Origin of the sequence: Paracoccus sp. (in: a-proteobacteria) (assembly GCF_046289755.1) — a bacterium.
In the GTDB taxonomy this organism is placed as follows: Bacteria; Pseudomonadota; Alphaproteobacteria; order Rhodobacterales; family Rhodobacteraceae; genus Paracoccus.
In genome coordinates this window covers 1-14437 of record NZ_JBKBVD010000069.1, presented here as the reverse complement: position 1 = coordinate 14437, position 14437 = coordinate 1, and the positions used below count along the sequence as shown (strand labels likewise).

The window sequence follows — 14437 nt, the reverse complement described above, 5'->3', positions numbered from 1 at the left end:
CTGCTCGTCGGGCTTACGCCGCCCCACCTCATTGATAAAGCGGCTTTTCCTCATGTCGTCCGCTCCTTCGTGATGAAGCAAACTCTACATTAAACCGAGGGACCTTCCGGGGGGCGCGGCAGCAGCGGTATTCGGAAAATGATGTCATATGGTATCCAATTTCCCCGCACCGGCTGGTTCCCTCCGGAACGTCACGGCGTCGACGCGGGGCCTGTCGGAGGATTATCCGGCGGATTGGCGGCCGGAACAGCCACCCGGGCTCTCACCGGGTCCTTGCGCTTGCTTATTGGCAGCTCAGCCGATCCTGCGATCCGCGGGGCCAGGTCTCGTCGGCTCGTGAGGTGTCTCCTCCGGCCCATGCTCGGGCAGGAAGAAGCGGTCGTCACGCGCCAGGTCGATGAATGTCTCGGCCAGCGCCACCAGAGGGGGCGGCGGGGCGATGCTGTTAGGAACCGACAGGCTGGAGATCAGGGTCACGGGGACGTTCAGGTCCTCCAGCCGCTCCAGAAGCGGCACCAGCTTTGCATCTCCAGCCAGCAAAACCAGGCTGTCCCCTTTTTCGGCCGCCTCCAAGGCATCAGAGGCCAGCGCCACGAGGTTCGAGCCGCAGCGTTCCCGGACATACCATGGTTCTTGAAGTCATCGACACCATGGCGTTCGATGTCGTGACGCGCCAGCCAGTCGAAGAAGCGCGCCATCCGTTCCTGTTCGGCACTGTCGCGGCTGTCGCGGTAATAATGCGCAGAGACGGCGTTCCCGCCCTCGCTGAAATGAGCGATCAGGCCTTGAAAATCGATCACGCGACCAAGCTTGGTCTTCAGCCGGTCGACATGGCTGCCATCGATCAACAGCGTCGTGCGCGCCAAAGCTGGCGTGTCTTGGTTCATGGGGTTCTTTAACTCGCCCGAGCAGGCCCCGCATGTCGCGGTAGTCGCAATGGAGGACGTGCAGCTCGGTCAGGTTGCCGGGGGATAGGCGCCCGGAAAAGCCATCCCGTCACACTCGACGGGATCCGATTCCACGTTCCGATGCCACATCAGCGCAGATTTCACAAGCACGTGTTGCATCATGCCTGCTGTCCCGCAGATCTTATGGACTGCACAAAGTGAAATCCTGGGTCGATTTATCGGCATTCCCCCCTATGCTGATGCCACATGATGACTGACGGGCATGCAAGAAACGACATGTCCGCGTGAGGCAGAAAGACAGCGACAGTGATAAAATTCATATCCACGTTCCGTCCGTGGCGTCTGGCATTGGTCGTTATGGCGTTGATGGTCACGCAAGCCAATGCCGCACCCTTCGCGGCCTATGTCATGGATGCGCGCACCGGAGAGGCGATCTATCAACAGAATGCCGACACCAGGCTACATCCTGCATCCCTGACCAAGATGATGACCCTCTACATGACCTTCAGCGCCATCGAGCGCGGCGAGGTCAGGCTGGACAGCAAATTCACCATCTCCAGAAAGGCCGCGAATGAGCCACCCTCCAAGCTGGGCCTGCGCCCCGGCCAGGAAGTCGAGCTGCGCTATCTGATCCGTGCGGCAGCAGTCAAATCAGCCAATGACGTGGCCACCGCCCTTGGTGAGAACCTGGCGGGATCGGAGGAGGCGTTCACCCGGCAGATGACGCAGATGGCGCGGGCACTGGGCATGAACAACACTCAGTTCCGCAACGCCCATGGTCTGACGAGTGAGGGGCATTATTCGACGGCCCATGACATGAGCATTCTGGGGCGGCATCTGTTCTACGATTTTCCGCAATACTACAATGTGTTCTCGCGTCGGTCCGCCGACGCGGGGATCGCGCGGGTCGCAGCGACCAACCGCCGGTTTCTGGACGCCTATGACGGCGCCGACGGCATCAAGACCGGATATACCCGCGCGGCGGGCTTCAACCTGACCGCCTCGGCCAAGCGCGGAGACAAGCGGTTGATCGCCACGGTGTTCGGCGGCACCTCCACCGCGCAGCGCAATCAGACGGTCGCCAAACTGCTGGACGACAATTTTCCCCGCATTCCCGATCGCGTCCGTGAAACGCCCCCGCAATCACCGCAGACAAGGACCGTGTCACGACGCGCGCAGGTGGCCGCCAGTGCCGCCGCCACTCGGCCCGAGCCGCATCGGCTGGTGTTGCAGGCATCGCGGACGCCCACCGCCCGTCCAGCCATGCTGATCGGCGCACCGACGGGCAGTTCCGGTGAGGGCGGGACCACGGGCTCGGGCGTGTTGGCTCTGGCCCAAATCCCGCGTCCCCTTGTCCGGACAGAGGTCGCCAGCACCGATACGGAAGCCTCTGAGGCCGCAGGTAAGGCGACGCCCCTGTCATTGGACGCATCTGCACGACCAGGCCTGAAGCCACGCAGCATGCGGGCGGTGTTGGCCTCGGCCGATGACAGCGAGAGCTGATCTCTCGGAGGCCGGCGCTCCAAGAAGCTAGCGGGTTTGTGGCTCAGTGTTCCGGGCCAGATAGACGGTTTGCGTGAATGTGCCGCCGGTCAGGGGGTTCGCAAAGGTCACGGGTTCCGCCCAGGCCTGGGGAAAGACGGACTGCAGGCGCTGCAGGAACTGCGGATCAGTGGCGTCATCCGACCACAGTCCGAAGACGCCGTCGGGCTTCAGATGCCGCCGCAGGCGCTCCAGGCCGTCAGGGTGATACAGGCTGGTGCTGCGCGCATCCAGCAGCGCGTCGGGTGAATGGTCGATATCGACCAGGATGGCATCAAAGCAACGCCCCGGCCTGTCCGGATCAAAACCGTGATCCCCTGCCGCCATCGCAAAGAAATCGCCCTGAACCAGTCCACAACGCGGGTCGCAGGCCAAGGCCTTGCCCATTGGCAGGATGCCCGCGCGGTGCCAGTCGATGACGGGCTGCAGGAACTCGACCACCAGCAGGCTTTCCACAGACGGATGGCTCAGCGCAGCCTGCGCCGTATAGCCCAGTCCCAATCCCCCCACGACGACATCAAGAGGCCCGGTCCCGCATGCCGACAGCCCAAGGCGCGCCAGCGCGATCTCGGACGCCGTGAACAGGCTGGTCATCAGGAACTCCTCGCCCAGCTTGATCTCGTAGACGTCGACATCCAGCCTCAGGTCGCGCCTGCGACGCAGGCTGATGGCGCCGATGGGTGTGACGGCGTAATCCAGTTCCTCGAACAGCACGCTCATGGCCCGTCGCTTTCCAATTCGGGCGGGTGGTCAGATGCCCATCCGCAGCTTCCTGCTGATCGTGATGCAGAGCAGGGTGATGACCGCGCACCACAGGCCCAGAAACAGGCTTTGCGTCGGAAAGTCGATCCCTGCATCGATCAGGACGCCGGTAATGCCCGGCCCGATGGCGGTCGACACGACCATGATCGTGGTGGCAAGGGACCGGATCGCGCCCAGATGAGCCGTCCCGTAGAGCAGAGGGAACAGCACACCCCAGAGCGAGCTGGCCATGCCTTGGGTGATCCCGACGACAGCCAGGGCAAGATACCAGCCCCAGACCTCTGTGGCCGGTCCGATAAGCGCGACGCCAATTCCCATCGGCGCCACCAGAAGCGGCAGCAGGCGCAGCGCCCCGAAGCGATCCGCCAGCCAACCTGACGTGAACGCCGATGCGACCGTGGCAATCCCGAACGCCGTATAGCCGGGCGCCATCTGGGGCAGCGTCCAGCCTTTGACTTCGGCAATATGGGCTTGCTGGAAAAAGATCACGGTTCCGATGAACCCCGGCGTCAGCAGGACGGGCAGAAGCGCCGGCAGAAGCCAATGGCGGACCGCGTCGCGGCGTCGCCACTGTCGTCCCAGCAGTCCAGGGCGCAGGATCTGTGCGCTGTGTCCCGCAGGGCTGCGGTCATTCGACAGAAGCCAGATCAATGTCGGGATGACCAGGACGCACAGGATCACGGCCACGACCAGCTAGGTGCTGCGCCAGCCGAGGCCCGCCATCAGGGCCACCACGATCAGCGGAAGGGCGATCTCTTCGGCCGGATGGCCCAGATCGGTGATGGCCACGGCCTGGCCCCGGCGCGCCTCGAACCATCGGCTCATCGCCATATGGCTGAACATGCCCTGCCCGCAAAAGCGCAGCAGGAAGAGCGCGAAGCCCAAGACAAGCACCGATGGTGCAAGCGCCATTCCGAGGGCGGCGGCGGCAAAGACCAGCGTGACGCCGGGGGCGAGTTTGGACAGGGGCACCGTGTCCGCCAGCGCGCCCTTCCAGAACATCAGGGCGGCTGCCGAGAGGGTGGCGACCGTGTAGAGCGCGCCCCAGCGGCCATCCGTCAGCCCATGCGTGTCCTTCAGGAACCCGGCAAAGAGCGAAATGAACCAGGTCTGTCCAAAAGCCGAGGTGAAGGTCAGCAGAAGGCCCGTGGCCAGCCAGCGGAGGTTTCCGCGCAGAAAATGCAGCATGAGGGATGTCCGATGGTTCATGCGGCCCACCGCGGGCCTTGATCAGGCACGTTTTGACAATGCAATTGCGTGATGTGCAAGGCGGCAAGCGGGTCGTTTCGGGCGTTGATGCGTTGGCCCATATGCCCGCCGCAGGCAAGCGCTCGTGAAAATCCGATAGCTGGAAAGGCCGTCATCGTTGTGTCATGAAGCACCATGACCCGCCGCTTGTCGCCTCCCTCAAAGAGCGTTGTGCTCTTCTTTGGTCTGTTATCCTTGCTCGTTCTCGGCTGGCTGGCAGCGATGCGTCTCCCGACGGACATGATGGACCAGGCCTTCGCGGAGGGCGGCCCTGTGGAGGCGACCTCGGTGGTTTTTCTGGCCTTGGCATTCCTGATCCTGGCGGTGGATATGGTTCGTTCCGGAGAACGAGCACGGTGGCATCTCGCGCTGCTGACAGCGGCGCTTGCCCTGCGGGAGCTGGACATGGACAAGGCCCTCACCCAACACGGCATCCTGTCCGCACGCCTTTACTCCGGCTCGGCTCCGCTGGAGCAGAAGATCGCAGGTGCATTCGCCATCGCGGCTCTCGTCTGGGCCTCCTTGCGTTTGCTGCGCCGCGATCTTCTGCCCTGGATTGCGGCACTCAGACGGAAACAGAGCTGGGCATGGCTGTCGTTCACGGCATTCGGACTTTATTGCGTGGCAAAGACACTGGACGGAGCGGCCCGCAAGCTCGCGACATGGGGTATCGCGCTATCAGATGACCACAGCCGGCTCACATCTCTCGCTGAAGAGGGACTGGAGTTGGTTGCCGCCATCGTGCTTCTTCTCTCGGTGCTTGGCTGGCAGCGTCGTCGCAGGCTATCACGCTGCGGAAGGATGTATTCCTGATCAGCTCGGCTTTTGTCGACGCGTCGGCACATGAATGCGCCGTTGTCATACCCTACGGCCCAAGGCCGCCGGTCACCCTGCGCCAGTTGCAGCCTTGGATTCTCTCCGGACCGGACATTCGTGCTGGTAGCAGCGAACTAGAGGATGCAGCGGTCGCTAGGCTGTCGGCACCGTCCCTCCATCGATCACATATTCCGTGCCGGTGATGGAAGCGGCACGGTCGGACGCCAGAAAGGCGATCAGGTTGGCGATCTCGTCCGGTGTCGACGGTCGACCGAGGGGGATGCCCCCGAGGCTGTCCATGATGATCCGGCGGCCTCCATCGAGGTCCGTGCCTGCCTCGGCGGCCACGCGTTCGCTCAGCCGGACCGAGGCCTCGGTCTCGATCCAGCCAGGCGCCACTCGGACCACGCGCACGCCCTTGGGCGAGACCTCCTTGGCCAAGCTCTTGCTGTAGACCGACAGCGCGGCCTTGGCCGCGGCATAGGCGGTGGTCGCCTCGGGCAGCGGCAGGCGGGCCTGGATCGAGGTGACATGGACCACCACCCCCGCGCCCTGCGTGATCATGGCGGGCACCAGCGCCCGATCCAGCCGCGGGGCGGGCAGCAGGTTCAGGGCCAGCTCCGCCTGCCATTCCGCATCACCCAAGGCCGCGAAGCCGCCGCCGCGGGCGGAGGAGCCACCCAGCATGTGGACGACGACGTCAACACCGCCCATCCGGTCATTCACGGCTTTGGCGACGGTGTCACACCCCTCGGGGGTGGTCAGATCGGCGGCGACGAACAGCGCGCCCGGCAGGTCGACAGGCTTGCGCGCCGTGGTCAGAACCTGCGCGCCCAGGTCGCGGAACAGCGCCACGGTGGCCGCACCCGCGCCCTGCGTGCCGCCGGTGATCAGGGCGCGCTTGCCCTTCAGCGTCAGGAAATCCGACATCACCCGATCCCCAGATCGGTGATGTGGTCCCCGGCCAAGCCGAAGGTGAAGGTCAGCACCGCAGGACTGCCGGGGAAATCTCCGGTCACGGTCGCCCGGACGACAGTCTTTCCTGCCGTGTCGGTCACGTCGATCGGCTCTGCGTGGTGGCGATATTTGGCCTTGACGGCCAACCACCACGCGCGGATCACCTGCGGGCCCCGATGGTCGTGGCCCTCGTCATGGACGATGGCATCCGGGGCAAAAGCCGCAGCAAGGGCGTCGCCGTCCTGCGGCGCGCGGGCGGTGAAGTAGGTCTGGATGGGGCGGGGCAGCTGCATGAATCGGTCCTTTCGCTTCTGATCCCATCGACATAGCGCTGGACCGGCATGTCGATAATCGGGATAAATCGGCATCTGATGATGACAGGATCGGGACGATGGACCATGGGTTAAAAGCGCTGGAGGCGGTGCTGGCCATCGCGCGGCGCGGATCGTTCCGGGCGGCGGCGCTGGATCTGGGCATGTCGACCACCGCGTTGTCGCACAGCATCGCACGGCTGGAGGCCAGCCTGGGCGTGCGCCTCTTCAACCGCACCACGCGCAGCGTGTCGCTGAGCGATGCCGGGCGCGCCTTCGTCGACCGCATCGCCCCCGCCGTCGCCGAAATCCGCAGCGCGATGGACGTGGTGCAGTCGCACCGCCAGACGCCGTCGGGGCTGTTGCGGATCAACGCCTCGGTCCAGGCGGGACGAGAGATTGCGCCGCTGGTCCTGGCGTTCCTGCGCCGATACCCCGACATGCACGTGGATCTGGTGACCGAGGGACGGCTGGTCGACATCGTGGCCGAGGGGTTCGATCTGGGCCTCCGCCCCGCCGATCTGGTACCCCGTGACATGATCGCGCTGCCCTTGGGAAAACCGCAGCGCTATGCCGTTGTGGCCTCTCCGGACTGGGTCGCGGCCCATGGCCTGCCCCTGACCCCGGCAGACCTGCCGCTGAAGGATTGCCTTCGTGTGCGATTGCCGAACGGCGCGCTGTTCCGCTGGTCCTTCGAGCGTGACGGAGAGGCGATGCAGATCGAGGCTCAGGGCCGCCTGACCCTGGACGAGGCTGCGATTGCCCGCACGGCCGTCCTGGACGGCCTCGGGATCGGGTTCTTCGTCGAGCAGGACGTGGCGGATGACATCGCCGCAGGGCGGCTGACCCGCCTGCTGGTCGACTGGACTCCGCCCCGCCCGGGGTTCAGCCTGTATTACCCAGGCAGGCGCAACCCATCAGCGGGATTCGCGGCGTTCCTCGCCATGGCAAGAGAAGCGGCTGCCTAGGATGCGACGAGCGGCAAATGAGCCGGAGAACGGCCCATACCCGACAGGGTGGATCACTTGGAACGGCCGCGTCGAAGCCTTGTCGGACGGTCACCGTGGCGCCACTCAGCTCACCGTCTATCCCAGTTTCCCAGGCCGCATCCGGCCCGGTCTCGGGGTCGTTGCCGGCGCGGTTGCGCCCGCGACGCAGATGATAGAAGTTGCGTGGCACGCTGATATAACTGCCAAAACGGGGACAGACCCCGCGTTTACTCGGAGACCCCCATGCCCAGAGCCCGCCGCGTCGGACAGGCCATTGCTGTCGTTGTCTTGGCGACCGTTCTGGGCCTGGTCGCGCTGAACTTGCTGCCGGATCATCGCGAACTGCAGCGGCAAGTGCCTAATGTGCTGGCCACCTCGGGGCCGGATTTCCAGCGCAGTCTGGCCGGGCTCTACGGGTCGAACCTGCTGGCCGGGAACCGGATCGAAACGCTGACCAACGGCGACCGGATCTTTCCCGCTATGCTGGATGCCATCCGTGGCGCGCAGGTAAATGTCAATTTCGAAACCTATGTCTATTGGTCCGGCACCATTGCCGAGCAGTTTGCGGACGCCCTGATCGAGCGGGCCCAAGCCGGAATTCCGGTTCGCGTGATGATGGACTGGGTCGGCTCGGTCCCCATCGATGCCGCCCTGGTAGAGCGGATGGAGGCTGCCGGCGTGCATGTCGTCCGGTTCCGGCCGTTGCACTGGTATACGCTGGACCGCATCAACAACCGCACGCATCGGAAATTGCTGATCGTCGACGGGCGGATCGGCTTTACCGGAGGCGTGGGCATCAGCGATGACTGGCGGGGCGACGCCCGCCACCCTGGCGAATGGCGCGAGAACCATTACCGGATCACCGGCCCGGTGGTGGCGATGCTGCAGGGCGCCTTCGTCTCAAACTGGGTCGAGGACACGGGCGAAATCCTCCAGGGACCGGATTTCTTTCCCCTGCTTGAAGCTGAAGGCGAGGCGGTCGCGCAACTGGTCGTCAGCAGCACCGGCAGCCGCAATTTCATCCATCTGATGTTGATGACCGCACTGTCTGCGGCGGAGGGCCGTATTCGCATCGCGACACCCTATTTCGTCCCCGACGATATCGCCATCGCACAGCTTCTGGCCGCGCGGGCGCGCGGGGTCGAGATCGACATTCTGGTGCCGGGGCCGCAGACCAACAAGCCGCCGGTCCGCCGTGCCTCTCGCGCGCTTTGGGGGCCGCTGCTGGAGGCTGGGGTGCGCATCCACGAATACCAGCCGACTTTCGTTCACGCCAAACTGATGGTTGTGGATGACGTCTTTGCCTCGGTCGGGTCCACCAATTTCGATGAACGCTCGTTCCGGCTGAATGATGAGGCCAATCTGAATGTCTTCGATGCCGAATTTGCGCGTGAGCAGACCGCCATGTTCGATGCTGACCTGGCGCAGGCCCGTCCCGTCACATTGGTGGAGTGGCAGTCGCGGCCCTGGCGGGACCGGCTGCAAGACTGGGCATGGAGCCTGCTGCGCGCCCAGCTTTGACCAAGACAACCGGCGGGGTTGTCAGCTCCGCACCTGCCCTTGTCGACGCGCCATCTGCGGTCCGGACCCTGGGCCCAGGCCACTCATGCAGATGGCTGTCGGCGATGTGCAATGCTTTCCCTCGCACTGGCTTTGGCGATCGCTTGGTCGTGGCGCCTCCGTCATCATCGTCCGCCAGTCGGTGATTGCACTGCTGGGCGCTCCGGATCTCCCCTGGACGTTGCCCAGGCCGACGTGCGCTTGATGGCATGGATGGTGCCACCGCGCACGCCAGCCTGCCACCTCGATCAGATCGCGTAGCGCAGGATCGCCGCCAGATCAGCATCTTGCGGCATGTCGCTGCGACGCACGGCCAGAACCCGCCCGCCATTCGCCAGAACCCGGCCCGCAATCTCGTCGATCACGTCATAACTGACAGCGCTGTCCTTTTCGTCGAACGACACCTCTCCGGTATCCTCATCGACCAGACCGGGCATCACGCTGTCCATATCGACCAGTAGCGTATCGACGGCTCCGAAGGTCGCAGCCCGCGCGGCCCGCGCCACCTGCGTCGTCGCGCGGCCGTCATTCTCGCGCTCTGCATAAAGCGCGCCGAATTCTGCCACCATATCGGCGTTCAGCTGATCGATGATCTTGCGGGCATCCGCCCCGAGATCATGCGGGGGGATACGGACCGGGCTGGTCTCGATCGCCGCCGGCGCAAGATGGGCATAGCTGTTGACCGAGCGATAAAGCGACAGCAAAGGCTCCGTCGCGGCCAGGATCAAAGGCTCGGATCGTCCCGACAGCAACCCGCGCAGGGCGGCGTCGATCTGGCGGCAGTATTGGCGCAGATGGTGCTTTTGCCCTTCCCCACCGCCCTGACGCCCGGAATAGCTGCGCGAATTGACACTCGCAGTCCCCGCAGCCGAAGCCGCATCCTTGGGCAGATCCGCCACGCGGATCTCCTGGGCGGGTTGATTGCCCAACACCTCGATCACCCGCACCTCGTCCTCGGCCAAGGCCAGCACGAATGCGTGCTGCGGCATCGAGACAGAGCGCAAAAGTGGCGCGAGGTGGAAGCGGTCCGACACCTGCGCTGTTTCCGTCAGGTGATTGGGCAGTCGATAGGTGCGCAGCGTATCCGGCGTGACGAACACGGCCAGAGTATTGGCCTGAACCCGCCAGAACGCGTCATCGTCCATAAGGTCGTGCAACTGTTCCTCGATAGGCCAGATCGTGCGCTTTGCTGCTCCCGCCTCCTCCAGTTGGGCGACAGCCTCGGTGGTCAGCTGCTTCAGGCGGGTGCGCGCGACATCGACGTGTTGGGTCTCGGGGGTGGTCTGCACATAGAGACTGACAAAGGCCTCGCCCCGGGCGGACACAAGGCGGCTCAGTTCGGCTTGCGTAGGAATATCGACATACAACATGGTTGCGTGACTCCATAAGAAAAGGGGCATAAGCCTCCCATGTCCCCGCCCTGATCGCAACCGACCATGCCGAAATACACGGGTTTATCAGGCCTTGGCCCCAGTTTTGTAGAAGCTGGGCCGGGGTCGTGTTGACGGCGGGGCCTTCTTCTGAAAACGCCGCAGGCTTAGCCGGCAGTTTCTGCGTCCGTCTTGGCGACCCGCGGGGATAACATTGCTTGGTAGGCGAACGTCCGCTTTCTCCTGATGCCGCAACTGCCCCGCCGCGCTGCCGTTAGACGGCTCCCCTGAAGGTTTTTCGATGTGGGCCGCGGCACGACATTGGCGGCCAAGAGCTGGCGGCCCACGTTGACAAACCTCGGAAGGAGGAAGCCGCGGGGGTCTTGGGTCGACCTATGGGGAAAGTGCCGAGACGGTTGCGGCGACGGCTGTGTCACGGCTGTGGCTTAAGGAGTGCATGGTGCCTGAGACCAGGGCAAACGCGCCTGATGATCCGGGAAACGCTGAGCGATCAGGCGTGAGAGCTATCAAGTTTCGCGTCGAGGACGGCTGGGCGCAGCCTGTCGTGACCGGGTCTGCCGTGGGCGACCGGTGGCGTTCTGTGGCATGTGACAGGCGGTGTGTCATGCGGCATGCTTCCGTGGTGGTGCGCGCGACATTGGTTTTTGTCCGCGCCTGAAGATCTCGATGACGCGCATGGGGCCACCACAACAGGGGCACGGTTCGCGCAGGGTGAGTGGGATGATCTCGGGCTCTGGCTCTGGAGCGGCGGGCTGTTCGGGGCGCTAAACGCACAGCAAGGCGCGGATCGTTCTGATGTTGGCCTTGCGCGTCGCACTGGCCAGCAAGCCGTAATGCCGGATGCGGTGGAAGCCGTCAGGCAGGACGTGGATCAGGAAGCGGCGGATGAACTCGGGCGTGGCCAGCCGCATGACCTTTTGGCGGTCGCCGGATTTGATGCGGTAATCTTTCCAGCGAAATGCGACGGTTTGGGCGTCGGCGCTGACCAGGCGGGCGTTCGAGATGGCGACGCGATGGGTATAACGGCTCAGGTAGGCCAGCACGGCCTCAGGCCCGCCGAAGGGTGGCTTGGCATAGACCACCCATTCGGATTTGCGGAATGGGGCGAGCCAGGTGGCAAAGGCATCAGCCTCAGCCAGCCGTTCGAGATCGCCGAAGAAGGCCAGTTCCCCGGCCCGGTGCATGGCCATCAACCCCTCCAGAAACAGGCGTCGGAATAACCGCGACAGCACGCGCACATGCAGGAAGAACCCGGGGCGGCAGGCGACCCATACGGCGCCGTCGGGCGACAGGCCGCCGCCGGGCACGATCATGTGGATGTGCGGATGGTGGGTCAGTGCCGAGCCCCACGTGTGCAACACGCTGGTCATGCCTACCCGCGCGCCCATGCGCTTGGGGTCGGCTGCAATCGTCATCACCGTTTCGGCCGAGGCGTTGAACAGAAGGCCATAGACCGCCTTCTTGTTCCAGAATGCGATTTGCGCAATCTCGGCTGGCATCGTGAAGACGACGTGGAAATATTCCACCGACAGCAGATCCTCGGCGCGCGCTTCCATCCAGTCGCGCGCCGCTGGTCCTTGGCATTTGGGGCAGTGCCGGTTCTTGCAGGAATTGTAGGCGATGTGATGGTGGCCACACTTTGCGCACCCGGCCACATGCCCGCCGAGCACCTCGGTCCGGCAGGCCTCTATCGCCGACATGACCTTGAGCTGGGACACGCTGACATGCCCCGCATTGGCCTGCCGCCACGCAGGACCATGGGCGCGAAAGATGTCAGCGATCTCCAGTTTGGGCCGGGACATAGCCCGGGCGTCAAGAGGGTCCTTCGGTTCGGAGCACCCGGTCTTGCACAAGCTTCATCTGCTCAAAGGGGCTGACCGTGCTCTGGATCGTCTTGGTGGCGACATGGGCATACCGCGCCGTGGTGCTGAGCTTGGCGTGACCCAGCAGCACCTGAATGATCCGCACGTCGGTGTTGGCCTCCAGCAGATGCGTGGCAAAACTGTGGCGCAGCGTGTGCAGTGTCGCGGGCTTCGTGATCCCCGCCATATCCTTTGCCGCCATGAACGCACGGTTCAATTGCCGGGGAGACAGCGGCGAGATCTTCGGCAGGCCTGGAAAAAGCCATCCTTCGGGGCGGGACTCACGCCAGTATTGCCGCAGTATTTCGAGCAGGCTGGGCGATAGCATGGCTTGCCGGTCCTTGCTGCCCTTGCCTTGGTCAACGTGGATCAGCATGCGCTGGCTATCGATGTCACAGACCTTGAGGTGGCAGACCTCCGAAGCCCGAAGGCCGGCACCGTAACTGATGCCGAGCGCCGCCCGATACTTCAATCCGGGTCCGGGCACCGAGGCGAGAAGCTTTGCGACTTCCTCGACGCTCAGCACCACCGGCAACTTCCGGGGCTGGCGATGGAACTGCATGTATCGCTTCATTTCCTCACGCCCGCAGGTGACGCTGAAAAAGAAGCGCAGCGAAATGATCCGGACATTGAACGTGGATGCCGAAACCGCGTCCTTCGCCATCTGAAGCTGGTAGGCGCGCAAGTCATCCGGCGTGGCAGTATCTGGCGATCGCCCCAGGAAAGCCGCGAAATGCTTGATGCATCGGATGTGACCCTTCTGCGTCTTCTCGCACAACCCGCGAATATCCATGTCTTCGATCATCCGCTGGCGCAGCGGGGTGGTCTTCTCCTCCTTCATGGGAACCTCCTGTCTGACGGTGGGAAAGAGCCCAAGCGTCAGACCAGAACGGCCTACCACAAAGAAAAACGATGAAGTATGTGCTCACGTCGCGGTCAGGCACCAAGGCCGCGGAGCGGCTTAGTCCTTCCGCCCTTAGCGTTGGGTCACACGCCGGCAACGCTGCACTACTGTCAATTGACTGCTTGTGCATCCTGAGGCTCCTGATGCGCCGCAACACAGGGATGCCGCTTTCTACGCTCGACATAACCGCTGGTCCGGTACTCGTTGGATGCTTCACAATAGTCGGTCGATAGCGAGATGCGCCGGTGCAAGCTGCACTCACCGCACGCCTGAGGGTAGCATCGCCCCCTTGAGAAACGTAGGCCGCATTTGTTCGATTACAGTTCCATTAACCCCTGAAGGCCCTCATATCCAACAATTGAGACGCCATGAAAATACCTCACTTTTTCAAACCACTGTAGGCTGATTACCAATTTGACACAGTCATCAGCCATGGAGAATTTCGGCCGCTGGAGAGCAAGATGAAGCGGATCTGCGTCGGGGCCGGTGCATACCTGCAACCACATAACCTTTGAATAAAACAACAAAATTCGGCCTGAGCCAAACTGAGAGAAAGGTTTGTTCAAGGAATTTGGCGGAGCGGATGGGTCTGAGATCCAACTTCCTCCATCAATCAAAGAATTCAAAGCAACATCTTAAGGTGAGTTGCGAACTTCGCTGTGTCCTCTCTTGCGGCAACACGTCGGGATGCAGCCCAAGTCTGGGACCAGTAGCCGGGCGCCTTACATGCGTTTCGCCTCGCGCTTGCCGTCACCGCGAGGATGCAGCAGGATCGCCGTGGCAGGCTGTCGACGCAGAACAGATGTGTTGGCCAAATGCTTTTCAGAATATACGGCGCACTATGCCCGGTTGCCGCTGTGAGGGGATGACGTTGAAATTTCTTCGTATTGTTTTCTTGTACATCGTTCTGTTTTTCGTTGCAGGAATTGTCGGCATTTCGTTTGTGGATCAAATTGGCGACGGACTGTTCGCGCTTTTCATCTTCGTCGCGCCGGGCCTGTTTGTTTGGTGGAACGAGAAGCGTCGCTCCAGAAGAGTGGCGCTTCAGAAATCAGAGCCAACGCAAGCTAGGTCATGTTGACAAATGGCGGACCCAAAGGCGTATCGACGTGATATCGATGAAGCCCAGGAAGCTCTCCGCAGTCTTGTCATAACGGGTGGCAACGCGGCGGGCGTTCTTGAGCTTG

Annotated in this window: 14 protein-coding genes, 2 pseudogenes and 2 other annotated features; of the genes and pseudogenes, 5 read left to right on the top strand and 11 right to left on the bottom strand. The window is 63.2% G+C overall.

Features of this window, described 5'->3' with window-relative positions; genetic code table 11:
- Positions 1-220 precede the first annotated feature (220 nt).
- Positions 221-276, bottom strand: a sequence feature (sul1 is cis-regulatory element that is thought to sense ions involved in sulfur or methionine metabolism; They are found in Alphaproteobacteria).
- Positions 277-294: 18 nt separating this feature from the next.
- Positions 295-594, bottom strand: a complete 300-nt coding sequence (locus ACK41U_RS17625; protein WP_409683054.1) for an NYN domain-containing protein — start codon at positions 592-594, stop codon at positions 295-297.
- On the bottom strand, positions 486-887 hold the full coding sequence (locus ACK41U_RS17620) for an NYN domain-containing protein (RefSeq protein ID WP_409683051.1): 402 nt from the start codon (positions 885-887) through the stop codon (positions 486-488). Before ACK41U_RS17620 ends, ACK41U_RS17625 begins: the two co-directional genes overlap by 109 nt.
- A gap of 71 nt (positions 888-958) precedes the next feature.
- Positions 959-1017: a sequence feature (sul1 is cis-regulatory element that is thought to sense ions involved in sulfur or methionine metabolism; They are found in Alphaproteobacteria), on the bottom strand.
- A gap of 299 nt (positions 1018-1316) precedes the next feature.
- On the opposite strand from ACK41U_RS17620, the gene ACK41U_RS17615 reads away from it, so the two are divergent.
- Positions 1317-2411 carry a D-alanyl-D-alanine carboxypeptidase family protein gene (locus ACK41U_RS17615; RefSeq protein ID WP_409683048.1) on the top strand — a complete coding sequence of 365 codons (1095 nt, stop codon included), beginning with the start codon at positions 1317-1319 and terminating at the stop codon, positions 2409-2411.
- Positions 2412-2438: 27 nt separating this feature from the next.
- Here ACK41U_RS17615 and ACK41U_RS17610 read toward each other — a convergent pair whose 3' ends face one another.
- Genes ACK41U_RS17610 through ACK41U_RS17600 form a run of 3 tightly spaced genes read right to left on the bottom strand, consistent with a single transcriptional unit; the run spans position 2439 to position 4400 of the window.
- Positions 2439-3170: a spermidine synthase gene (locus ACK41U_RS17610; RefSeq protein WP_409683045.1), complete on the bottom strand. Its 732-nt coding sequence runs from the start codon at positions 3168-3170 to the stop codon at positions 2439-2441.
- Between the two features lie 30 nt (positions 3171-3200).
- Complete coding sequence (locus tag ACK41U_RS17605) at positions 3201-3899, bottom strand: MFS transporter (protein WP_409683043.1); 699 nt, start codon at positions 3897-3899, stop codon at positions 3201-3203.
- 6 nt (positions 3900-3905) lie between these two features.
- The gene (locus ACK41U_RS17600; protein ID WP_409683040.1) at positions 3906-4400 is read right to left on the bottom strand and encodes a hypothetical protein; all 495 of its coding nucleotides are present in this window, start codon (positions 4398-4400) and stop codon (positions 3906-3908) included.
- A 195-nt stretch (positions 4401-4595) separates the two neighbouring features.
- On the opposite strand from ACK41U_RS17600, the gene ACK41U_RS17595 reads away from it, so the two are divergent.
- The gene (locus ACK41U_RS17595) at positions 4596-5273 is read left to right on the top strand and encodes a hypothetical protein (RefSeq protein ID WP_409683037.1); all 678 of its coding nucleotides are present in this window, start codon (positions 4596-4598) and stop codon (positions 5271-5273) included.
- A gap of 156 nt (positions 5274-5429) precedes the next feature.
- On the opposite strand, the gene ACK41U_RS17590 is transcribed toward ACK41U_RS17595, so the two are convergent.
- Together ACK41U_RS17590 and ACK41U_RS17585 are read right to left on the bottom strand one after the other, a co-directional pair.
- Positions 5430-6206, bottom strand: a complete 777-nt coding sequence (locus ACK41U_RS17590; RefSeq protein ID WP_409683034.1) for an SDR family oxidoreductase — start codon at positions 6204-6206, stop codon at positions 5430-5432.
- Positions 6206-6526 carry a nuclear transport factor 2 family protein gene (locus tag ACK41U_RS17585; RefSeq protein ID WP_409683032.1) on the bottom strand — a complete coding sequence of 107 codons (321 nt, stop codon included), beginning with the start codon at positions 6524-6526 and terminating at the stop codon, positions 6206-6208. The genes ACK41U_RS17590 and ACK41U_RS17585 overlap by 1 nt, the downstream gene beginning before the upstream one ends.
- Before the next feature lie 98 nt (positions 6527-6624).
- Between ACK41U_RS17585 and ACK41U_RS17580 the strand changes: the two genes are divergently transcribed.
- Together ACK41U_RS17580 and ACK41U_RS17575 are read left to right on the top strand one after the other, a co-directional pair.
- Complete coding sequence (locus ACK41U_RS17580; protein ID WP_409683029.1) at positions 6625-7512, top strand: LysR family transcriptional regulator; 888 nt, start codon at positions 6625-6627, stop codon at positions 7510-7512.
- A 264-nt stretch (positions 7513-7776) separates the two neighbouring features.
- Positions 7777-9054 (top strand): phospholipase D-like domain-containing protein, encoded by a 1278-nt coding sequence (locus tag ACK41U_RS17575; protein ID WP_409683027.1) that lies wholly within the window; start codon positions 7777-7779, stop codon positions 9052-9054.
- 287 nt (positions 9055-9341) lie between these two features.
- Here the strand turns inward: ACK41U_RS17575 and ACK41U_RS17570 are convergent, their stop codons facing one another.
- The 3 genes and pseudogenes from ACK41U_RS17570 to ACK41U_RS17560 all read right to left on the bottom strand — a co-directional run bounded on the left by ACK41U_RS17570 (position 9342) and on the right by ACK41U_RS17560 (position 13187).
- Entirely contained in the window at positions 9342-10463 is a 1122-nt protein-coding gene (locus ACK41U_RS17570; protein WP_409683025.1) for a hypothetical protein, read from the bottom strand.
- 623 nt (positions 10464-11086) lie between these two features.
- A pseudogene (locus tag ACK41U_RS17565) lies at positions 11087-12286 on the bottom strand (IS91 family transposase).
- Positions 12287-12296: 10 nt separating this feature from the next.
- Positions 12297-13187, bottom strand: a complete 891-nt coding sequence (locus ACK41U_RS17560; protein ID WP_409683023.1) for a tyrosine-type recombinase/integrase — start codon at positions 13185-13187, stop codon at positions 12297-12299.
- A 934-nt stretch (positions 13188-14121) separates the two neighbouring features.
- Between ACK41U_RS17560 and ACK41U_RS17555 the strand changes: the two genes are divergently transcribed.
- Positions 14122-14331, top strand: coding sequence for a hypothetical protein (locus tag ACK41U_RS17555; protein ID WP_409683020.1), 210 nt, complete (start codon positions 14122-14124; stop codon positions 14329-14331).
- On the opposite strand, the pseudogene ACK41U_RS17550 reads toward ACK41U_RS17555, so the two are convergent.
- A pseudogene (locus tag ACK41U_RS17550) lies at positions 14323-14437 on the bottom strand (IS5/IS1182 family transposase); the annotation flags it as partial. The gene ACK41U_RS17555 and the pseudogene ACK41U_RS17550 overlap by 9 nt on opposite strands.